The organism is Xanthomonas graminis pv. graminis (assembly GCF_030168915.1).
Classification (GTDB): Bacteria; Pseudomonadota; Gammaproteobacteria; order Xanthomonadales; family Xanthomonadaceae; genus Xanthomonas_A; species Xanthomonas_A translucens.
Map to the genome: position 1 here is coordinate 1,948,357 of NZ_CP076255.1, position 19,084 is coordinate 1,967,440.

General features: G+C 69.3%; 19 protein-coding genes and 4 tRNA genes. 9 read left to right on the forward strand and 14 right to left on the reverse strand.

The window, feature by feature from the left end:
* The first annotated feature begins 1 nt into the window (after position 1).
* Entirely contained in the window at positions 2–637 is a 636-nt protein-coding gene (pgsA, locus tag KHF85_RS08485) for a CDP-diacylglycerol--glycerol-3-phosphate 3-phosphatidyltransferase (protein WP_003472804.1), read from the forward strand.
* Between the two features lie 36 nt (positions 638–673).
* A tRNA-Gly gene (locus KHF85_RS08490) sits at positions 674–749 on the forward strand.
* 288 nt (positions 750–1,037) lie between these two features.
* Here KHF85_RS08490 and KHF85_RS08495 read toward each other — a convergent pair.
* Both KHF85_RS08495 and KHF85_RS08500 read right to left on the reverse strand, forming a co-directional pair.
* On the reverse strand, positions 1,038–2,003 hold the full coding sequence (locus tag KHF85_RS08495) for an MBL fold metallo-hydrolase (protein ID WP_284569233.1): 966 nt from the start codon (positions 2,001–2,003) through the stop codon (positions 1,038–1,040).
* Positions 2,003–2,332, reverse strand: a complete 330-nt coding sequence (locus KHF85_RS08500) for a MoaF-related domain-containing protein (protein WP_284569234.1) — start codon at positions 2,330–2,332, stop codon at positions 2,003–2,005. Before KHF85_RS08500 ends, KHF85_RS08495 begins: the two co-directional genes overlap by 1 nt.
* A 769-nt stretch (positions 2,333–3,101) precedes the next feature.
* Here KHF85_RS08500 and KHF85_RS08505 point away from each other — a divergent pair.
* Entirely contained in the window at positions 3,102–3,530 is a 429-nt protein-coding gene (locus tag KHF85_RS08505; protein ID WP_284569235.1) for a GIY-YIG nuclease family protein, read from the forward strand.
* 224 nt (positions 3,531–3,754) lie between these two features.
* Here the strand turns inward: KHF85_RS08505 and KHF85_RS08510 are convergent, their stop codons facing one another.
* From KHF85_RS08510 to KHF85_RS08530, 5 genes are all read right to left on the reverse strand, one after another.
* The gene (locus KHF85_RS08510) at positions 3,755–4,996 is read right to left on the reverse strand and encodes a hypothetical protein (RefSeq protein WP_284569236.1); all 1,242 of its coding nucleotides are present in this window, start codon (positions 4,994–4,996) and stop codon (positions 3,755–3,757) included.
* 320 nt (positions 4,997–5,316) lie between these two features.
* A tRNA-Cys gene (locus tag KHF85_RS08515) sits at positions 5,317–5,390 on the reverse strand.
* Between the two features lie 80 nt (positions 5,391–5,470).
* Positions 5,471–5,546, reverse strand: a tRNA-Gly gene (locus tag KHF85_RS08520).
* A gap of 163 nt (positions 5,547–5,709) precedes the next feature.
* The gene (locus KHF85_RS08525) at positions 5,710–6,840 is read right to left on the reverse strand and encodes a 4Fe-4S dicluster domain-containing protein (protein ID WP_284569237.1); all 1,131 of its coding nucleotides are present in this window, start codon (positions 6,838–6,840) and stop codon (positions 5,710–5,712) included.
* An 11-nt stretch (positions 6,841–6,851) separates the two neighbouring features.
* Positions 6,852–7,166: a hypothetical protein gene (locus tag KHF85_RS08530; RefSeq protein WP_284569238.1), complete on the reverse strand. Its 315-nt coding sequence runs from the start codon at positions 7,164–7,166 to the stop codon at positions 6,852–6,854.
* 192 nt (positions 7,167–7,358) lie between these two features.
* On the opposite strand from KHF85_RS08530, the gene hemN reads away from it, so the two are divergent.
* Complete coding sequence (gene hemN / locus KHF85_RS08535) at positions 7,359–8,765, forward strand: oxygen-independent coproporphyrinogen III oxidase (RefSeq protein ID WP_284569506.1); 1,407 nt, start codon at positions 7,359–7,361, stop codon at positions 8,763–8,765.
* A gap of 176 nt (positions 8,766–8,941) precedes the next feature.
* Here the strand turns inward: hemN and KHF85_RS08540 are convergent.
* Positions 8,942–9,028 (reverse strand) — tRNA-Leu (locus tag KHF85_RS08540).
* A 139-nt stretch (positions 9,029–9,167) separates the two neighbouring features.
* On the opposite strand from KHF85_RS08540, the gene KHF85_RS08545 reads away from it, so the two are divergent.
* Both KHF85_RS08545 and KHF85_RS08550 read left to right on the forward strand, forming a co-directional pair.
* A complete protein-coding gene (locus KHF85_RS08545) occupies positions 9,168–9,860 on the forward strand; it encodes an MtnX-like HAD-IB family phosphatase (RefSeq protein WP_284569239.1) in 693 nt (230 codons plus the stop codon).
* Between the two features lie 140 nt (positions 9,861–10,000).
* A complete protein-coding gene (locus tag KHF85_RS08550) occupies positions 10,001–11,356 on the forward strand; it encodes an aspartate aminotransferase family protein (protein ID WP_284569507.1) in 1,356 nt (451 codons plus the stop codon).
* 61 nt (positions 11,357–11,417) lie between these two features.
* On the opposite strand, the gene KHF85_RS08555 is transcribed toward KHF85_RS08550, so the two are convergent.
* The gene (locus KHF85_RS08555) at positions 11,418–12,653 is read right to left on the reverse strand and encodes a beta-ketoacyl-[acyl-carrier-protein] synthase family protein (RefSeq protein WP_284569240.1); all 1,236 of its coding nucleotides are present in this window, start codon (positions 12,651–12,653) and stop codon (positions 11,418–11,420) included.
* Positions 12,654–12,659: 6 nt separating this feature from the next.
* Positions 12,660–12,935: an acyl carrier protein gene (locus KHF85_RS08560; protein WP_284569241.1), complete on the reverse strand. Its 276-nt coding sequence runs from the start codon at positions 12,933–12,935 to the stop codon at positions 12,660–12,662.
* Between the two features lie 113 nt (positions 12,936–13,048).
* On the opposite strand from KHF85_RS08560, the gene KHF85_RS08565 reads away from it, so the two are divergent.
* The 3 genes from KHF85_RS08565 to KHF85_RS08575 all read left to right on the forward strand — a co-directional run bounded on the left by KHF85_RS08565 (position 13,049) and on the right by KHF85_RS08575 (position 16,209).
* Positions 13,049–14,119, forward strand: coding sequence for a GNAT family N-acetyltransferase (locus tag KHF85_RS08565; RefSeq protein ID WP_284569242.1), 1,071 nt, complete (start codon positions 13,049–13,051; stop codon positions 14,117–14,119).
* A 1-nt stretch (position 14,120) separates the two neighbouring features.
* Positions 14,121–15,002, forward strand: a complete 882-nt coding sequence (locus KHF85_RS08570; RefSeq protein ID WP_284569243.1) for an arginase family protein — start codon at positions 14,121–14,123, stop codon at positions 15,000–15,002.
* A 280-nt stretch (positions 15,003–15,282) separates the two neighbouring features.
* A complete protein-coding gene (locus KHF85_RS08575; protein ID WP_284566813.1) occupies positions 15,283–16,209 on the forward strand; it encodes an IS110 family RNA-guided transposase in 927 nt (308 codons plus the stop codon).
* Positions 16,210–16,275: 66 nt separating this feature from the next.
* On the opposite strand, the gene KHF85_RS08580 is transcribed toward KHF85_RS08575, so the two are convergent.
* The 4 genes from KHF85_RS08580 to KHF85_RS08595 are packed head-to-tail and all read right to left on the reverse strand — an operon-like array spanning position 16,276 to position 19,052.
* Positions 16,276–17,481 carry a DegT/DnrJ/EryC1/StrS family aminotransferase gene (locus KHF85_RS08580; RefSeq protein ID WP_284569244.1) on the reverse strand — a complete coding sequence of 402 codons (1,206 nt, stop codon included), beginning with the start codon at positions 17,479–17,481 and terminating at the stop codon, positions 16,276–16,278.
* The gene (locus tag KHF85_RS08585; RefSeq protein ID WP_284569245.1) at positions 17,471–17,869 is read right to left on the reverse strand and encodes a DMT family transporter; all 399 of its coding nucleotides are present in this window, start codon (positions 17,867–17,869) and stop codon (positions 17,471–17,473) included. The genes KHF85_RS08580 and KHF85_RS08585 overlap by 11 nt, the downstream gene beginning before the upstream one ends.
* A complete protein-coding gene (locus tag KHF85_RS08590) occupies positions 17,866–18,228 on the reverse strand; it encodes an EamA family transporter (protein ID WP_009593961.1) in 363 nt (120 codons plus the stop codon). The genes KHF85_RS08585 and KHF85_RS08590 overlap by 4 nt, the downstream gene beginning before the upstream one ends.
* Positions 18,228–19,052, reverse strand: coding sequence for an alpha/beta hydrolase (locus tag KHF85_RS08595; RefSeq protein WP_284569246.1), 825 nt, complete (start codon positions 19,050–19,052; stop codon positions 18,228–18,230). The genes KHF85_RS08590 and KHF85_RS08595 overlap by 1 nt, the downstream gene beginning before the upstream one ends.
* Positions 19,053–19,084 lie beyond the last annotated feature (32 nt).

The window sequence follows — 19,084 nt, forward strand, 5'->3', positions numbered from 1 at the left end:
GATGAAGTTGACCATCCCCACCTGGCTGACGCTGCTGCGCATCGTGATGATTCCGGTGCTGGTGCTGGTGTTCTACCTTCCCTACACGTGGACGAACTTCGCCTCGGCGGCGATCTTCGGCCTGGCCGCGTTCACCGACTGGCTGGACGGCTGGGTGGCGCGGCGCTACCACCAGTATTCGGCGTTCGGCGCGTTTCTGGACCCGGTGGCCGACAAGCTGATGGTCGCGGTGGCGCTGTTCCTGATCGTGCAGGGCCACCCGACGCCGTGGATGGCGTTCTGGGCGGCGGTGATCGTCGGCCGCGAGATCGCGGTGTCGGCGCTGCGCGAGTGGATGGCCGAGATCGGCCAGCGCGCCAAGGTGCGGGTGGCGATGATCGGCAAGGTCAAGACCACCGCGCAGATGGTGGCGCTGCTGTGCCTGCTGTATTCGGTGATGCCCGACGGCTCGCCGCCGGAGAGCGTGTGGATGGGCCTGTTCATCTTCCACATCGGCGACTGGACGCTGGCGATCGCCTCGATCCTGACCCTGCTGTCCGGCATCCAGTACCTGCATGCGGCCTGGCCGAGCCTGCGTGCCGACGAGCGCGCCGCGGTCGCGGACAAGAATGCGAAGAAAATCGAAGGCAATGGTTGACAGCCTGCCGGTTCCCGGTAAAATTCGCGGCCTCAAGCGGGAATAGCTCAGTTGGTAGAGCGCAACCTTGCCAAGGTTGAGGTCGCGAGTTCGAGTCTCGTTTCCCGCTCCAAATCACGATTCCCAGCGTTGTCGAGGCTGGCGATCTTCGAAAAACAAGAGAGGGCGAAAGCCCTTTTTTCGTGCCCGAATTTCTCGCCTGCAGCTCGGCGGTTTGCGGATATCTGCATCGAGCCGCGCGCCGCCGTCGCGGCGAAATCATCGAAATCGCCACGCCACCGGTTGATCCGCACAGTGGTGCGCCCACGACAAGCGCGCCGTCGAGAATTTTCCCGACGGCGCGCGCTTGGCGATGTGGGCGAGGATCAATCGCGCGGCGACCGCCTCCGCGGCAGTGGCCTCACTTCCATGCCATTTCACCCTTGGCGACCTTGGCGCTTAGTTCCAGTGCGCTCGCGCCGCCGAGTCCGGGATAGCGCCGTTGCAGCGCGGCGACCAGTTCGGCGGCATGGGCGGCCTTGGCGGTCTCTTCATCGAAGGCGCGGATGTAGCCGGCGGTGAAGTCCACGGCCTCCAGGCCCGGCGGCAGCGCGCCGGCGAAATGCCCGGGGATCACCCTGGTCGGCGCCAGGCCCTTGATCCGCTCGAGCGTGGCCTGCCACTGCGCATGCGATTGCGGGGTCTGGGTGTCGGCCATCCACACGTGCTCGCCGGCCACCACCGGGATGCCGCCGGCCACGGTCTTGATCGAGGGAATCCAGACGAAGCTGCGGTCCGGGGTCGGGCCATCGAGGCCGATCACCTTCAGCGCCATGCCTTCCAGGGTCAGCGTATCGCCCGCGAGCGGTTGCGGCACGACGATGCGCTTGGGTGCGTTCTCGCCCAGGCGCGGTCCCCATATCTGCAGCTTTTCCTGGCTGGTCGCTTCGATGTGGGCGACGACCTGCGGCGTGGCGACGATCTTGGCGTCGGGGAAGGCGCTGTGCAGCGTGTCCAGGCCGAAGTAGAAATCCGGATCGCCGTGGCTGATGTAGATGGTGGTCAGGTGCTTGCCCGAGGCGCGGATCTGCTCGACGAGCTTGCCTGCCCGCGCGGTCAGGAACTGCGCGTCGATCAACAGCGCCTCTCGCTTGCCCTCCACCAGCACCGAACTGACGGCGAAGTCAAAGACGGCGTCCTCCCCGGGATTGAAGACCTGGACGGTCAGCGGTGCGGTCTGCGGTTGGGGGACGTGCTTGTTCATGGTCGTTTCCGGGGGTGGGGGGGAGCTGTAGCGAAGTGGGTGTCCGGCATCCGCCCCCAGCAGGACGGGTGGCGCCAGGGCGCAGGCCACGGCCAGTGGCGCGGATCTGCGTGTCGTCCGCATTAGCGGATCCGTTCGAGGGCGGAAACACCGTGGTAGGACGTGCGGTCCGCGAAGCTGATGTTGGTGTGCACGCGGCCTAGCACGAAATCCTCGACATGGATCACGTTGGTGCCGTCCTGTTCCTGCCAGTACACCAGGTACAGGCCGTCGCGCAGTTTCCTGTGCGTGTAACGGATGGTTTCCACCGTGCCCTTGTTGGGTTCCTGCAGCTTGGTGAAGGTCATCTTTGCGTCCTCACCGAAGCTGATTTCGAAGGCGTTGCCGCCACCGAAGTCGACACGGTAGGTGTGACCGACGGCGGGCAGTGGATCGGTGTGTGTGGCGTTCATGGAGAGTCTCCCGAGAGTGGATGTTGGGTGAGTGCGGTCTTGCCCGGAGCGGTGCGGCAAGATCGTGGTGTCGTTTTCGGTTTTGGCGCGCCGGGTCGCCGCGCTTGCATGCATGGCTCTCCGCTGCGCGCCATTCGCTGGCGAGCATTTGCGGATCGGAAGTGAACAAGATGTCCGCGCTGTCGTCCTTGGCCGGTCGGAGCGACGCCGAAGCGCGACGATGCGCGGGTCACCCGGTGCCTGGGCGTCAGTCAGTGTGGACGCGCGCTGCGCAGCCGGCCATGGCGCTTTGCCGCAAACAGTGATGGGCGTTGGCCCAAAACGCCTAGTAGCCCGGCCATGGCCGACGTTCGGGTGCCGTGTGCGGCGCCGCGGCGCGGTGCGCTGCATGACCACCGGCGCCTTGTGCGAGGCGTCGTGGCCGTGCTGCATGCGCAGCGGGCGCAACCGAAGTGGCAACCGCTCGTCTTCAACAAGGCCAGCGGACAGTCTGTGGGCCTGAACCTTGCACGGTGGCGAGGACGCCGTCGCAGCCCGCTATACGGAGGCTGTGCCGACTCAGGCGATCAGTGGCCGCGGACGCCCCAAGCTTGGCGCGGTCGCGCGGGAAGTGACACTGCTGCTGAGCACCGGGATTGGCTCGCCGCGCAACCAGACGACGCTGCAGTGGCCTTGCGCAAGCGCGTGCACTAAGCGCGGCGGCATGGCGGCGACCGCGATCAGACGCGTCAGGCCCGCGACCGCGGCGATCGTTAGGACGGGGCTGCGCTTGAACGCGCTGGTCACGGTGCTGTTCGTGGTCGCTGCGCACCTGCTCGCACCGTTCGCGGTGCGCGTCTTCCTGCAACCCGGGCCCGTGCTGGAGCAGGCGATCGCCATCGTGCGCAGCGTCGCCTGGAGCGTGGTGCTGCTCGGATGGAGCAATGTGCTGGTGAGCGCGATGCGCGCGAGCGGTCACTCGCTGCTCGGCGCGAGCCGCAACGTGCACGCGGCACTTAATCGCGCTCGCTTCGAACTGGGCATGGGCAAGCATGCAGACCGCGTGCTGCAGGCCGCATGGAACCGCAGCGGACTGCAAGGACTCGCCTTCGAAGGGCTGGAACTGATGAAGGGACGTGAGGATGCGGGCTTCGACGACGCAGGCGAACCGAAAGCGCTGGAGCGGATCTATCGCGAACTGCCAGGGCAGGCGCCGTGAGCGAATAAGCAGTCGGCCCGCTGCCGCCGCACGTTGCGCCGTGCGCATCCGAGTGGGCTTGAAGCGGACTGCGCCGTGCCGCGAAGACGGCGTGATCGCTCGGCAATACCGCTGGCGCCGCGCGCTGAGGCATGCCGCTCAAGCGCTCCGTGGTACCTGCGTCAACGACTGCGACGCAGGCGACCCCTGCGCCGCCAACGCGGTGGCGTTGGCAGGCCGATGCATCAAGGCGTGGCCGCCGCCGGGCGGAAGCCCGCATGGCCGCAGGCGGCGTCGTAGGCATAGTCCGTCGCGGCGAGTACATGGCGCCCGCTGTTGATATACGCGGGTGGCACGTCGAGCGCTGCCCGCCATTGCACGCCGTCCGGTGTCGCCGGCGTGGCGCCGCCGACCTTGAAGCCGTAGCTGAATACCGGATGCCCGGTTGGGCCGATGGCGAGCGTCATCGGCGTCCCATCCGGCACCACCAGCGAGGTGGTCGCGCTGGTGTCGCAGGTCTGCCCGGACGCTGCGCTTGCAGGCTTTGCCGGCGTGGTGAGCGTCTGCTGCAATTTCGCTGGCGCCGGCGGTTGTTTGGTCGGGGTCAGCATCATGTAGGTGATGCCGGTATCCGGCAGCAGCTTGCCGCAGACCTGGTAGTCGCTGCTGCTGGCCGGAAAACGGGCGCACGCGTTCGGCGCCTGCCAGTCGGCGCCGCTGGCTGCACTTGCCGCGGTGCGTTGCAGCGGGATCAGCGAGAAGCCTTGCAGCGCCTGATCGCTGACGCCCAGCGTGATGCCGGATGCGCTGACGATGTAGCCCGGACTGATGCTGCCGGCCTGCATCTGTACGAGGTTGAGGAATGGATTGCGCGCCGCATCGACGCCACGGTCGTAGCCCACGCCCATCGTGCCGAAGGTGGAAGGGATCGTTGTGCACTTCTTCAGCATCTGCTTGCCGCGGCTGCTCAGTGCCAGAGTGTTGTTGTAGGCGGTGCAGTTGTCCGGCGCCTGGCTCAGCGTCTGCACCGAACCCGGCAGCGTTCCCTTCGGAATCGCGGCGACGCCGCAGCTGCATTGCGCGGCCAGGACTTCGATCGAGTCGATGCTTGCCACAGCGCTCTTGCCGTCGGCCGACACGCCCAGTCGCATCGGCACCTGCACGTACTTGCCGGGGTGGTACTGGCTGTTGCTGGAATAGAAGATGTAGCCGAGTTTGGTCGAGGCGTCCCAGGCTTGCTGGATCGCCGGGCTGAGCCGCACGACCACGCCGGTGGAGCCGGTGTCCACTTCCAGGACCTGGCTGGCGGCGGCCGAATTCGCCGACGTGCCGACCTGCACCCGCACCTGGTAGGCGTGTTCCGGCATGTGCTGGGAGACAAGCGGCAAGGGCAGGGTGTGCGTCTGCAGCCGGCCGGATTGCGCCTGCGCGGCGCTGGCCGCGGCCAGGCACACCAACGCGCCGCTGTAGCCTGTCGATTGGTTCATGGCGATCCTTCGGGATGGGTGCGGCTGCGATGCTAGGGGCAGGGACGGCGCAGGTGTGTGCGGTGACGCCTGCACGTCCTGGCACTTGTCTACCTCGACGGGCGAGGCGCTGTGGTGGAGATTCCAGTCCGCGCTCGCGCCGGCGGCGCTGGCGATGCGGCAGCGGTCTTCGCCCGGCCAGGCACAGCCGCGTGTCGCGCAGCAAAAGACCCGGCATGCGCGGCGGCGCTCCACCGTGGCGAGCGCCAGCCAGATCGTCGGGCAGCCACAAACGCAAACGCCCGGTAGATCGTGGATCTAGCGGGCGTCGAATTTGCAGATGGAGGCCTGGGTCGGAATTGAACCGGCGTACGCGGATTTGCAGTCCGCTGCATAACCACTCTGCCACCAGGCCGGTGGACTGAATTCTAGCCGAAACCGCCAATAGCGGTGTCCGACAAAACAAAGCCCCGCTGACGGGGCTCTGTCTGAATCTGGAGCGGGAAACGAGACTCGAACTCGCGACCTCAACCTTGGCAAGGTTGCGCTCTACCAACTGAGCTATTCCCGCTTGTGAGCCAGCCATTCTACAGCCCTGCTGGGCATTGCGCCAGCCTTCGGGCAAAAAAATCCGACGGCGGCATTCGCGCGGCCGGGAGCACGGTGCGACCGGCCGTTCGCACCGGATGCTTGCTCACGATGCCTGTTCTTCCTCGCTGCCGAGCGCGTGCCAGTCAACCAGTCGCGAGCGACGCCGCCAGCAACGCCGCCAGCAGCAGTGCGGCAGCGGCCAGCGGCCGCGGCCGCTGCCGGCGTCGCGGCTGGCGCGCGATCGCGGTGGCGCCGGCCCAACGCAACAGGCCGTGGGCGAAGCCGTGGCGGTCCATGCTGCGGTCGCAGGCGTCCACGCAGGCGCCGCAGGCGTTACATGCGTAGTGCGGGCCGTCGCGCAGGTCGATGTGCGCAGGGCAGGCGTCCACGCAGGCGCCGCAGTCCACGCAGTCGCCGAGTTGCGTGTCGGTGAACGTGGGCAGGGTGCCGGCGTAGGCGGCCAGTGCCTCGCGGCGGTCGCCGTCCTGGCCGGCGCGCCGGGCGATGCTGGCGCGCAGCGCATAGTCGCGGGCGGTGCCGGCGTCGAGCAGGCGGCGTCCGCGCTGGGCCACGCTGCCCTGGCCGCAGGCACGCGCGCCGCGCGGTTCGCCGCGCATCGCGTCGTAGCCGATCAAGGGCGTGTCGCGATCGCACAGCAGCGGCTGCAGCCGGGCGTAGGGGCACAGGTAGCGGCACACCTGGCTGCGCAGGAAGCCGGCATTGCCCCAGATGGCCAACGCGTAAAACAGCACCCACAAGGTTTCCCCGCCGCTCCAGGCGAACGGGTGCAGGCGCGCGACCAGATCGGCGATCGGCGCGAAGTAGCCCACGAAACCGATCCCGGTCCACAGCGCCAGCGCCGCCCAGACCGCATGCCGCGCGGCCGCCGGCCAGGCCGCGCAGCGGCGTTCCAGCCAGGCGAAGGCATGGCTCCACACCGACTGCGGGCAAGCGAAGCCGCACCACACGCGTCCGCCCAGCGTGGTCGCCAGCGCCAATGCGACAGTGGCGGCGAACAGCGTCAGCAGCAGCCAGCCGAGGTCGTGCGGCCACAGGGTCCAGCCGAACAGATCCAGGCGCCGCGCGGGAAGATCGACGCGCAGCGCCTGGCGGCCATTCCAGCGCAGCCACGGCAGCAGGTAGAACGCGGCGAACAGCAGCCACAGGCTGCAGCGGCGCAGGCGCGTGTAGCGGCTGCGCGGCGTTGCCGGGTCATCGATGGCGGTGTTTGCGGCATCGGCGCGGAGCGTGCGCAATGGAATGTTGCGGGACATCGGCGTTCCGCTCACGACGACGGCGCGTCGTCGTCTGCGGCGGCATGCGGCGCCGGCCGCAGCAGGAATTCGGTCAGCAGGCTCGAGCTCAGCGTGGCCGACCAGAACATGAAGAAGCCTAGCGTGTAACCGAGTTCGCGGCTCAGCGCGCGGCCGGGGAAGGCGATGTCGCGCAGCGCCAACGGATCGACCAGGGTGAAGAACAGTGCGCTCATCGCGCCGGCGACCAGGAAGCTGGGCCACAGGATCACCCCCAGCCGCTGCACCAGCGGGCGCGGCGCAGCGGGATCGAGCGGGTCGAGCAGGGCATCGTCGCTGGGGGGCATGACGGGCGGACTCCATCGTGGAAGGGGAGGTGCGGCATGCGCCGGGTGGTGCTGGCGGTACCTGCATGCGGCCGCGCCGCCGATCCCCCGTCGGCGCCGGCGCATGCCGCCAACGCAGACTAGGCAGCACGACGCGTGGCGACATTGATCCTGATCAAGGCCGGTCGGCAGCGGCTGCGGATACTGGCGTCCATGGACATCCTCACCACTCCCGATCCCGCCGCCGCCTGGGACTTCGACGCCGAGCTGCTGCGCCGCCACGATCGCCCCGGCCCGCGCTACACCTCGTATCCGACCGCGCCGCATTTCCAGTCCGGTTTCGGCCCGGCGCAGCTGTTCGCGGCGGTGCAGGCCAGCGATCCGGCACGGCCGCTGTCGCTGTATGTGCACGTGCCGTTCTGCCGCAGCCCGTGTTTCTACTGCGGCTGCAACCGGGTAATCACCCGCGATGTCGGCAAGGGCCGCGGCTACGTGCAGCGCGTGCTGCGCGAGGCGGCGATGATGGCCGCCTGCCTGGAGACCGAGCGCGAGGTGGTGCAGTTGCACCTGGGCGGCGGCACGCCGAATTTCCTGGCGCCGGAATTGCTCGGCGAACTGCTGCAGGGCCTGCGCGGGCTGTTCCGCTTCAGCGAGGCGCCGGATCGCGATATTTCCATCGAACTGGACCCGCGCACGGTGACCGCGCAGGACATCGCCGCGCTGGCCGCGCTGGGCTTCAACCGCGCCAGTCTGGGCATCCAGGATTTCGACCCGCTGGTGCAGCAGGCGATCAATCGCCGCCAGGGCGTGGCCGAGACGCTGGACATCCTGCGCGCCTGCCGCGTGCACGGCATGCGCTCGGTCAACGTGGACCTGATCTACGGCCTGCCGCAGCAGACCCTGGCCGGCTTCGCGCACACCCTGGAGACGGTGATCGCGGCGCGCCCGGACCGCCTGGCGGTCTACGGCTATGCGCATATGCCGCAGCTGTTCAAGGCGCAGCGGCGCATCGCCGAGGCGCAGCTGCCCGATGCCGAGCACAAGCTCGCGCTGCTCGGATTGGCGGTGCGCAAGCTGTCGGCGGCCGGCTATCAGTACATCGGCATGGACCATTTCGCGCTGCCGCACGAAGACCTGGCGCGCGCGCAGCGCCAGGGCGGGCTGCAGCGCAATTTCATGGGTTACACCACCCACGCCGACACCGACCTGCTCGGCCTGGGCGTCAGCGCGATCAGCCGCATCGGCGACAGCTACAGCCAGAACCAGCGCGAGTTGCCGGCCTGGGAGGCGGCGGTGGACGCCGGCGACAGCCCGGTGCTGCGCGGCCTGCAGCTCAGCGCCGACGACGCGCTGCGCGCGGAGCTGATCCAGCAGCTGATGTGCCAGGGCCGCGCCGACGTGGCGGCCCTGGCGCAACGCCACGGCATCGACTTCGCCCGCTATTTCCACGAGGAGTTGCAGGCGCTGGCGCCGCTGTGCGCCGACGGCCTGGCCGACTACCGCGATGGCGCTATCCAGGCCACCGCGCGCGGGCGCCCGCTGCTGCGTCTGATCGCAATGTGCTTCGACCGCTACCTGCGCCAGCCGGCGCAGCCTGCGCGCTATTCGCGGGCGATCTGAGCGCCGCCCGCGGATAGCTGCACCGTTTGCCGATGGCATCCCCGGTCCCGTCATGGCGGCGGTACCGGGGCCTTTGTCTTGAGCCTGTGGCACCGCGACGGCCTGCATGGCCGTCGACTGCTGCAGCGTGCGCGTTGCGCAGGCCTGCATCTGCGGTTGCACACGCCGAAACGCGATGGTGCCCGGAGCCGGAATCGAACCGGCATGGGGTCGCCCCCGGCGGATTTTAAGTCCGATGCGTCTACCAGTTTCGCCATCCGGGCCTGGTGCCGCTAGCGTGCCTGATTGTGTCCGAATTGGGAACCGCGCGTGCCGCCGGCGCGGCACCTGCTTGAGATCTGCCCGAAAGGAGCACGAAAGACAGCCGGCCTAGGCTCTGCCCGAATTAGCCGGAGAGCCGCCTTGCGCGTCCAGTGGAAAATTCTTTGCGATTTCGACGGTACCGTGTCGCTGCAGGACGTGACCGATACCTTGCTTGAGCGCCTCGGCCAGCCGGGCTGGCGCGCGCTGGAAGAGGATTGGGTGGCCGGGCGCATCGGTGCGCGCGAGTGCATGAGCGGCCAGGTGGCGCTGCTCGACGGCGACGTGGACGCGCTGCACCGGGTGCTCGACGAAGTCCGTATCGACCCGGCGTTCGTCCGCTTCGTCGATCTGGCGCGCGACCTGGGCATGCCGCTGAGCATCGTTAGCGACGGTCTGGACTACCCGATCGCACGGATCCTGGCGCAGCACGGCCTGCATCAGCTGCCGATCATCGCCAACCGCCTGTTGCGCACCGACGCCGGTCAATGGCGCATGGCCTCGCCGCACGCACAGCCGGACTGCGCCAGCGGCACCTGCAAGTGCGCGGTCATGGCGCAGCAGGAGCCGGCGCGCTCGACCCTGCTGATCGGCGACGGCCGTTCCGATTTCTGCGTGGCCGGCAAGGCCGATCTGGTCTTCGCCAAGGACGGGCTTTTGCGCCATTGCCGCGCGATCGGCATCAACCACCGCGCGATCGGCGGGTTCGACGACGCCATCGCGCTGCTGCACGAACTCGCCGCGCCGGTCACCGCCAGCGCGCGCCTCCCACTCCCCGTTCCCCAACGAGCCTGATCCCCATGAATCGGAATGTTCCGCTCCCCACCGCGCTTGCGTCGCTCCACGGCGATCTCGACACGCTCGACGCCGCGCCCGATCCGGACGCGCTGCTGCGCACCGGCTCCGCCTACCACGCCGCGCTCGGCGATGCGCAGATGCTGGCCGACGAGGCCGAATACTGCTCGTTCGGCGACACCGTGCACTACAGCGAACCGCTGCGGATCTTCGCGCACTGCGACGGCAGCTATCTGTACGACACCGAGGACGTGCCGTATCTGGACCTGCAGATGTGGTATTCGGCGGTCAACTTCGGCTACGCCAATCCGCGCCTGAACGGCGCGCTGAAGCGGCAGATCGACAGCCTGCCGCAGGTCGCCAGCCAGTACCTGCACCCGACCAAGATCGAACTGGCCAAGACCATCGCCCAGGACGCCGAACGCAAGTGGGGCCGCAAGGGCCGCGTGCACTTCAACGTCGGCGGCGCGCAGTCGGTGGAGGATTCGCTGAAGCTGGTGCGCAACGCCACGGGCGGCAAGAGCCTGATGTTCGCCTTCGAGGGCGGCTACCACGGCCGTACCCTGGGCGCCTCGGCGATCACTTCCTCGTACCGCTACCGGCGCCGCTTCGGCCATTTCGACCGCGCCCAGTTCATCGAATTCCCGTACCACTTCCGCGGCCCCAAGGGCATTTCCAAGGAAGAGTACGGCGAGCAGTGCGTGGCCAAGTTCGAGCGCCTGTTCGAGACCGAGTACAACGGCGTGTGGGATCCCAAGGCCGGGCAGTGCGAGTACGCCGCGTTCTACGTCGAGCCGATCCAGGGCACCGGCGGCTACGTGATCCCGCCGCCGAACTTCTTCACCGGCCTGAAGCGGGTGCTGGACAAGTACGGCATCCTGCTGGTGGTGGACGAGATCCAGATGGGCTTCTTCCGTACCGGCAAGCTGTGGGCGATCGAGCATTTCGGGGTGACCCCGGACGTGCTGGTGTTCGGCAAGGCGCTGACCAACGGCCTCAACCCGCTGGCCGGCGTCTGGGCGCGCGAGGAATTGATCAACCCGACCGTGTTCCCGCCGGGTTCGACCCATTCCACCTTCGCCTCCAATCCGCTCGGCACCGCGGTGGGCCTGGAGACCATGCGCATGCTGGCCGAGACCGACTACGAGACGATGGTGATGGAAAAGGGTGCGCACTTCCTCGACGGCCTGCGCGACCTGCAGAAGCGCCATCCGGAAATCGGCGACGTCGATGGCCTGGGCCTGGCGCTGCGCGCGGAGATCTGCCAGGCGGACGGCTTCACCCCGAACCGCAAGCTGCTCGACACGATGGTGGACATGGGCCTGGAAGGCGAGCTGCGCCACAACGGCAAGCGCATCGGCCTGGTGCTGGACGTGGGCGGCTACTACAAGAACGTGATCACCCTGGCGCCGTCGCTGCACATCAGCCACGACGAGATCGATCTGGGCTTGTCGCTGCTGGACCAGTTGCTGACCCGCGCCAAGCGGGTGGCGTGAAATGGCGGGAGACAGCGCGTTGGCGCCGCGTTGCCTCCCGTCCGCCGCCGCGGCTTGCGCCTCAGCGCGCCTCGCGCAAGGCGAGTACCGCGTTGAGGCCGCCGAAGGCGAAGGAATTGCTGAGCACCGCGCGCACCGGTTGCGCGCGGGCCTGATTGGGCACGTAGTCCAGGTCGCAGTCCGGATCCGGATCGAGGAAGTTGGCGGTCGGCGGCACCCGCTGCTCGCGCAGCGCGCCGATCGCCGCGACCAGCTCCAGTGCACCGGCGGCGCCCAGCGCATGTCCATGCACCGCCTTGGTCGAACTCACCGCCAGCGCATCGGCGTGGGGGCCGAACACCTGGCGGATCGCCTGCGTCTCGCCGCGGTCGTTGGCCAGGGTGCCGGTGCCGTGGGCGTTGATGTAGTCGATCTGCTGCGGCTCCAGGCCGGCGTCCTGCAGGGCCAGGCGCATCGCCGCGGCGGCGCCGTCGGCGCTGGGCGCGACGATGTCGTGCGCATCGGCGCCCAGGCCGAAGCCTGCCAGTTCCGCCAGCGGCACTGCGCCGCGCGCGGTGGCGTGCGCGGCGCTTTCCAGTACGAAGATGCCGGCGCCTTCGCCCAGCACCAGGCCGCTGCGTTGCGCGCAGAACGGCCGGCAGGTGTCGTTGCTGACCACCCGCATCGCTTCCCAGGCGCGGATCAGCGGCAGGCTCAGGCAGGCTTCGCTGCCGCCGGCGATGGCCACGTCGGCCAGGCCGTGGCGGATCAGCAACGCCGCCTGTGCCAGCGCGTGGTTGGCCGAGGCGCAGGCGCTGGACACGGCGAAGGCCGGGCCGCGCAGGCCGAAGGCGATGCTGATCTGGCTGACCGGGGCGTTGTTCATGCTGCGCACGATGGTCAGCGGATGCAGGCGCTCGGCCTGCTCGCGGTACAGCCGCCGCGATTGTTCGTCGCGGCTGAGTTCGGCGCCGACGCCGGTACCGATCACCACCGCCGCGCGTGCGGCGGCTGCGCCATCGAGCGCCAGCCCGGACTGGGCCACGGCCTCGCAGGCCGCGACCAGCGCCATCTGCGTCATGCGATCCAGCTGGCCCGGCGCGATGCCGCGCAACTGCGCCGCCTGCGGCGCGAAATCGCGCACGCTGGCGGCCAGACGCATCTTCAGCGTGGCCTGCGGATCGGGCGTGGCCAGCGCGGCGATGCCGCTACGGCCCTCGCACATGCCGCGCCACAGGGCATCGGCACCCAGGCCGAGCGCGCTGACCGCGCCCATCCCGGTGACGACGACGCGGTGTCCCTGCGCCGAGCGGTCCATGCCGGCTCAGTGCGCCGGTGCCGGCGCGGCGGCGGCGGCCTTGGCGTCCAGCGCTTGCTGCACCGCCTCGGCCAGCTTGCCCAGCGAACCGTCGTCCAGGTTCGGATCGCGCTGCGGGAAGGTGATGTCGAAGTGCTCCTCGATGTCGAACAGGATTTCGATCGCCTCGAGCGAATCCACGCCCAGGTCCTGCAGTTTGGTGTCCGCGCTCAGGCCGGCGGGGTCGATCTCGCCATGCTTGGCGACGATGCTGTGGATCTGTGTCTCGATAGACGGGGTCATGGCAGTCCTCCGCGAAATGAAAGGCCACCGCGCGGCGCGTGCCGCCGGTGGAAGGCAGGCCGCGGCCCACGGCTGCGGCGTCCATCCTCCACGCTAGCCGGTCAATCTTGCAGATGCCTTTCGTAAGCCAACTCGAACCGCGGGCGCTGCAGCAACAGTTCCTCGCGCATCCCCCGCAGGATTTCCAGGCGCGGACCCTGGAGCATGGCGTGCCTGCGTTCGACGCCGTGTTCGACCTGCTCACCACCGCCGACCCGGCACTGCGCGCGCGCGTGGCCGGCTGGCCGCTGCAGCGGCTGTGGCGGCGCTGGCTGCGGCCGCGCACCAGCTTCGTCGGCAGCACCGTCAGCGAATACGCCTGGCTGCCGCGCGCGGCCGACCCGGCGCAGCTGCCCGGCCAGTGGCGGGCGCAGCTGGGGCGCAAGCGCCCGCTGCTGATCGTCAAGGACATCCCGCAGCATTCGCCGCTGCTCGATGCCACCGACAACGCCTGGGCGCACGTGTTCCTGGAAGCGTGCGAGCGCAGCGGCTACGTGCTGCTGCGCGGGCAGGCGCTGGCCTGGGTGCCGATCGATTTCGCCTCCACCGACGACTACCTGGCGCGCCTGTCGCGTGGCCGCCGCCGCAACATCCGCCGCAAGCTGCGCTCGCGCGCCGATCTGCAGATCGAGGCGCTGCCGACCGGCGCCGCCTTCGCCGACCCGGCGCTGCGCGCGCACTGCTATGCGCTGTACCTGCAGGTCTACGCGCAGAGCGAGGTGCATTTCGATCTGCTGACCGCAGCGTTCTTCGACGCGCTGCTGACCGATGCGGACGCCGGGGGGCTGGTGTTCACCTATCGCCACCAGGGCCGGCTGATCGGCTGGAACCTGTGCTACGTGCACGACGGGCGGCTGCTGGACAAGTACATCGGCCTGCACTACCCGGAGGCGCGCGAGCACAACCTGTACGCGCTGAGCTGGATGCACAACCTGGACTACGCCTGCCGCCATGGCCTGCGCGCCTACGTCGCCGGCTGGACCGATCCGGAAGTGAAGGCGCAACTCGGCGCCAGCTTCACCTACACCTGGCATGCGGTGTACCTGCGCAACCCGCTGCTGCGCATCGCGCTGCGGCGGCTGCGGCCGCTGTTCGAGGCCGACGACGTCGGCCTGGCCGACACCGATGCCGAGCTGGCGCTATGAGATGAGCGCACCGGTACTGCTGGACCTGGATGACTCGCTCGGCGCAGTGCCGGGCGCGTTGCGCCTGCCGCTGCAGGAATGGTGCGACGGGCTGCGCTTCGCCTGTTCGCTGCGCCGGCTACGGCGTTTCGGCACTGCCCTCGACGGCGTGCTGCCGGCCCGGCACGGCACCGTGCTGCTGGGCAGCGGCGATTTCCATCACCTGAGCCTGCCGCTGATCGTGCGGCAGGCGCAGCGCGCGCAGGCGCCGCTGCGGGTAGTGGTGTTCGACAACCACCCGGACAACATGCGTTTTCCGTTCGCCGTGCATTGCGGTTCGTGGGTATGGCGGGTGGCGGCGTTGCCGCAGGTGGCGCGGGTGGAGGTGGTCGGCATCACCTCGGGCGATGTCGGCGTGGCGCATGCCTGGGAAAACCATCTGCGGCCGCTGTACCGCGGCAAGCTGCGCTACTGGTGCAGCGGCGTGGACGTGGGCTGGGCGCGACGCCTGGGCCTGGGCCGCGCGGTACGCGGCTTCGGCTCGAGCATGGAGATGATCGACGCCTTCCTGCAGTATCTGCGCAGCACGCCGATGCCGACCTACCTGTCGCTGGACAAGGACGTGCTGGATCCGCAGGACGTGCGTACCAATTGGGATCAGGGTGAACTGCGGGTGCCGCACTTGCTCACCGCCATCGCCTACCTGCACGGGCAACTGCTCGGCAGCGACATCACCGGCGAGGTGTCGCAAGCGCGGTATCCGCAATGGTGGAAGCGGCGCCTGGCGGCGCTGGATGCGCAGCCGCCGCCGTCGCCGCACTCGCTGGCCGCATGGCAGGCGCAGCAGCACGATTTGAACTTGCGGCTGCTGGAAGCGCTGGCCGAGGCTGGGCTGCGGCGGTAGCGCATGCCCGTGTAGGAGCGGCTTCAGCCGCGACCCGCGTTACCGATAGATCTTGTCGCGGCTGAAGCCGCTTGTGTCTGGAGATTGCTCTACAGTTTGAGTGGAGAGCGATGTGCGGCACGCCGACAGGCCGTAGTGTTCAAGCACGTGTAGGAGCCAGGGCGGCCGCACATCGACCTCGTTGCCTAGCCCGAACAGTTGAACGAGCGTTCGCTCGAACTTCACAAGCGTGGGCAGCGACGAGGTGGCTCTCTCCTGTCCCCCAGTCTACCTAACGCTTATGCCTCTTTGGATCGGTATCGATGTGGCCAAGGACACCTTGGCCGTCCACGTGCTTCCCCTGGACCAGTTGCTGTCCTTTCCCAATACCGCCCAGGGCCACCAGCGCCTGTGCGACCACCTTGCCGGGCACTGCGTCGGCAACGCGCTGCTGGAGGCCACCGGCGGCTACGAACGGGCGGTGATGACGGCACTGGCCACGGCAGGGATCCCGGTGACCCGGATCAATCCGCGCCGGGCACGCGCTTTCGCCACGGCCTTGGGCACAACCGCCAAGACCGATCCGCTGGATGCGGCCTTGCTGGCGCGCATGGCTCACCTGGTGCAAGCGCCCGCGCCGGCTCCCGATCCCTTGCGTGAGCAACTGCGCATGCTGGTCCAGCGCCGCGAGCAACTGGTCCAGCAACGTGACGACGAGCGCCGTCGCTTGCATCAGGCGACCCTGGCCATGGTGCGCGCGTGCCTGATCGAGCAGATCGGCGACGTGCGCCGCCGTATCCAGCGGATGAACCAGGCGATCAAGCAGGTGCGGTGCCAGCTCGACGATGCGCTGGCGCACGCCCTGGGCACGGTCCCGGGCATCGGCGAGGTCACCACCGCCAGCCTGATGGCCTATCTGCCCGAACTGGGGACGCTGGATCGTCGCCAGATCGCGGCCCTGGTCGGCCTGGCTCCCTACAACGTGGACAGCGGGCAGCACTGCGGCAAACGCCGCATCCGCGGCGGGCGTGCCACGATCCGACGAGTGCTGTACATGGCCTGTTGGAGCGTTGTGCGCACTCAAGCCTCCTTCAAGGAGCGTTATCAACAGTTACGGGCACGCGGCAAGCCCGCCAAGGTCGCCATCACCGCATGCATGCGCGTGCTGCTTATCCGACTCAACGCCATGGCACGAGATCGCACACCATGGCGTGAGGTTATCGGATGAGAAGACAGTTGCTCCTACAGGATTGTGTGGGGTGCGACATTGAATGTGTGTACGGCAGTTGCTGGATCAGCCCATCCGCTCGGCACACACCTTCCCCAATACCGCGACGATCGCGTCGAACCCGTCCTCATCCAACCATGGGCTGTTGCTGATGCTTAGACAGCGCGCAGCGAAGTCGCGTGCGTGGGGCATCGAGGTGGCATCGACGATGCCGTGCAAGTAGGCGTAGTCGGGCAGGGCGTGCACGAACAGCAGGCCGACGCCGAGGCCGCGCGGCCATAGCTGCGCCAGGGCGCGTTCGCGCGCGGCCGCGTCCGGCAGCAGCACCAGTAGTGCCGGCCAGCTGCCTTGCGCGCCGGCGCTGTCGGCGATGACCTTCAGTCCGGCGACCGCGGCCAGGCGTGCGCTGCGGCGCCGGCCCTGTTCGCGCGCCTGCGCCAGGAATGTCGGCCAGCGTGCGCTGGCGCGCACGCCGACGGCTTCGCGCCAGGCGCCGACCGCGTGTTGCGGGATCGCGGCATCGAAATGGTCGCCGGCCGCGGCGACGCGGTCGCCGCGGCGCAAGGCGCGGCGCAGCGGCGCGCCGTAGGCCCAGCGCAAGAGGTGCGGCCGGTACAGCGCGGCGTAGCCGAGCAACTGCAGGCTGCGCTGCAGTTCCCGGCGCCAGTCGGGCTGGGCCAGGCGCGCGGCCATCGCGGCCAGGCTGCGTTGCAACGGTGCGTGCGGCGACATCAGCAGGCCGCCTTCGTACAGGGTCGGGCCTTTGCCCACCGCCAGGCTGCAGACGCCGATGTCGCCGCCCAGGCCGGCCGGGCGGCCGTCGGCGTGCACGCCGCCCAGCGCCTGCGCGGCGTCTTCGATCAGCACCGCGCCGCAGGCCGCGGCGGCATGGCGCAACGGGGCCAGGTCGGTCAGGCGTCCGCCCAGATGGGTGGCGACGATCGCCAGGGTGTCGTTGCCGCAACGCTGTACCAGCTGCGCGGGGTCGGGTTCGATCGCATCCGGCAGCAGATCGCATAGCACCAGTTGCAGGTCGCAATGGGCCACCGCCAGCGCCACCAGCGGGCAGGTGTAGGCGGCCACCAGCACCTGCCGGCGGCGGCTGCCGGCGGCCAGGGTGCGCAGCGCGATGACCAGGGCAGCGGTGCCGGAGCAGGTCAGCAGCGCGTCGGGCAAGCCGAGCTGCGCGGCCAGCCGCTGCGGCGTGCGCGCCGGCCACAGATCGCGCCAGTGCAGCGGCAGGCCGGCGGTGGGCGGAACCTCAGTGCGCATCGGCCGGCGCGGCGCGCTCGCCGAGCGCGAGGCAGACGATGCCGGCCACGATCAGTGCCGCGCCGATCGCCTGCAGCACGCCGATCGGTTCGCCGAACCACCACGCCGACAGCAGCAGTACGCTGACGATCTCCAGATGCGAGGCGGCGAAGGCCGGCCCGATCGGCGCGTGTTCGAGCAGTTTCATCCAGGTGAAGAAGGCGCCGACATAGCCCAGCAGCGCGGCGTACAGCCAGGGGCTGGCGAGCAGGCGCAGCACCCAGGCCCAGTCGGCCTGCGGCGGGAAGGCGTGCGCGCCGCCGAGCTTGAAGCCGAACTGGGCCAGGGTGTCGAAGCCCAGCAGCAGGGCGAAGCCGACCGCGTAGCGTTGCAGCGATGGGCGGGTCATGTGCCGAGCCCGACCACGGCCACGCCGGCGCTGACCAGGCAGATTCCGGCCACCTGCATGCGTCCCAGCCGCTCGCCGAACAGCCAGCGCCCGGCGAGCATGATCGCCACGATGTTGATCGAGCCGAGCAGCACGCCGCGGCCCAGTGGCACCAGCGACAGGAACGCGGTCCAGGCCAGGAATTCGAACGCGTAGCAGGCCATGCCCAGCCACAGCCACGGTTGCCGCGCCATGCGCCGCCAACGCGCCGCGCCGCTCGCCAGCGGGTCGCTGGCCACGTGCTTGAAGGCCAGCTGGCCGACCGTGTCCAGCGCCACAGTCGCCAGCCACACGCCCACCACGGGTGCCTGCAGCGCCATCAGGCGGCCTGGCGCGGCGCAGCCTGCGCGGCGAAGAACTGCGCCAGGCGCGCGCCGAGCACGCGGCGTTCGCGGTCCAGGGTGATCATGTGGTAGCTGTCGTGCAGCAGCAGCAGTTCCACCGGCCCGGACACGCCGGCCACCACCAGCTGCGCGTTGCGCAGGTGCGCGATGTCGTCCTCGGCCGCATGCGCGACCAGGCACGGCGCGGTCACCTTGGCCAGGTTGCGGCGCACCCGCCGCGACAGCAGGTGCATCTCGGCCAGCGCGTGCCAGGGATTGCCGGGCAGGCCGGCGGCGCTGCTGTCGCCGCCGAGCATCGCGCCGCTGACCTGCGCGCGGATGCGCTCGTCGCGCAGGCCGTACGGCGGTTCTTCCAGGAACATGCGGCGGCGGCCGATGCCCAGGCGCTTGAACCACGGCAGCAGGAACGCCAGCCGCGCGCGGCGCGGGATGTTCCAGCCGTCGTAGCGGAAGGTGGCGCCGAGCACGCCGACGCCATCGACCCACTCCGGCCGCTCCTGGGCCAATTGCAGCGCCAGCAGCGCGCCCATCGACAGCCCGGCCACGAACAGTTTGTCCACCTGCGGGCGCATCTGCGCCGCGGCCTGTTCGACGCTGGCGCTCCAGTCGCGCCAGCCGGTGGCGAGCAGGTCGTCCTCGTTGCCGCAATGCCCGGCCAGCTGCACGCCGTGCACGCTGAAACCCTGGCGATGCAGGCTCTTGCCGAGCAGGCGCATCTCGCTGGGGGTGCCGGTCAGGCCGTGGATCAGCAGCACGCCGTGGCGGCCGCCCTGGAAGTGGAATTCGGCGGATTGGATCATGGCGGCACGGGGTTGGCGGCGAAGGAACGCGC

Coding starts and splice junctions, on each gene's coding strand:
- pgsA (WP_003472804.1), top strand. CDS start 2: ATGAAGTTGACCATCCCCACCTGGCTGACGCTGCTGCGCATCGTGATG.
- KHF85_RS08495 (WP_284569233.1), bottom strand. CDS start 2,003: ATGCGGACGACACGCAGATCCGCGCCACTGGCCGTGGCCTGCGCCCTG.
- KHF85_RS08500 (WP_284569234.1), bottom strand. CDS start 2,332: ATGAACGCCACACACACCGATCCACTGCCCGCCGTCGGTCACACCTAC.
- KHF85_RS08510 (WP_284569236.1), bottom strand. CDS start 4,996: ATGAACCAATCGACAGGCTACAGCGGCGCGTTGGTGTGCCTGGCCGCG.
- KHF85_RS08525 (WP_284569237.1), bottom strand. CDS start 6,840: ATGTCCCGCAACATTCCATTGCGCACGCTCCGCGCCGATGCCGCAAAC.
- KHF85_RS08530 (WP_284569238.1), bottom strand. CDS start 7,166: ATGCCCCCCAGCGACGATGCCCTGCTCGACCCGCTCGATCCCGCTGCG.
- hemN (WP_284569506.1), top strand. CDS start 7,359: ATGGACATCCTCACCACTCCCGATCCCGCCGCCGCCTGGGACTTCGAC.
- KHF85_RS08550 (WP_284569507.1), top strand. CDS start 10,001: ATGCTGGCCGACGAGGCCGAATACTGCTCGTTCGGCGACACCGTGCAC.
- KHF85_RS08555 (WP_284569240.1), bottom strand. CDS start 12,653: ATGGACCGCTCGGCGCAGGGACACCGCGTCGTCGTCACCGGGATGGGC.
- KHF85_RS08560 (WP_284569241.1), bottom strand. CDS start 12,935: ATGACCCCGTCTATCGAGACACAGATCCACAGCATCGTCGCCAAGCAT.
- KHF85_RS08565 (WP_284569242.1), top strand. CDS start 13,049: ATGCCTTTCGTAAGCCAACTCGAACCGCGGGCGCTGCAGCAACAGTTC.
- KHF85_RS08570 (WP_284569243.1), top strand. CDS start 14,121: ATGAGCGCACCGGTACTGCTGGACCTGGATGACTCGCTCGGCGCAGTG.
- KHF85_RS08575 (WP_284566813.1), top strand. CDS start 15,283: ATGCCTCTTTGGATCGGTATCGATGTGGCCAAGGACACCTTGGCCGTC.
- KHF85_RS08580 (WP_284569244.1), bottom strand. CDS start 17,481: ATGCGCACTGAGGTTCCGCCCACCGCCGGCCTGCCGCTGCACTGGCGC.
- KHF85_RS08585 (WP_284569245.1), bottom strand. CDS start 17,869: ATGACCCGCCCATCGCTGCAACGCTACGCGGTCGGCTTCGCCCTGCTG.
- KHF85_RS08590 (WP_009593961.1), bottom strand. CDS start 18,228: ATGGCGCTGCAGGCACCCGTGGTGGGCGTGTGGCTGGCGACTGTGGCG.
- KHF85_RS08595 (WP_284569246.1), bottom strand. CDS start 19,052: ATGATCCAATCCGCCGAATTCCACTTCCAGGGCGGCCGCCACGGCGTG.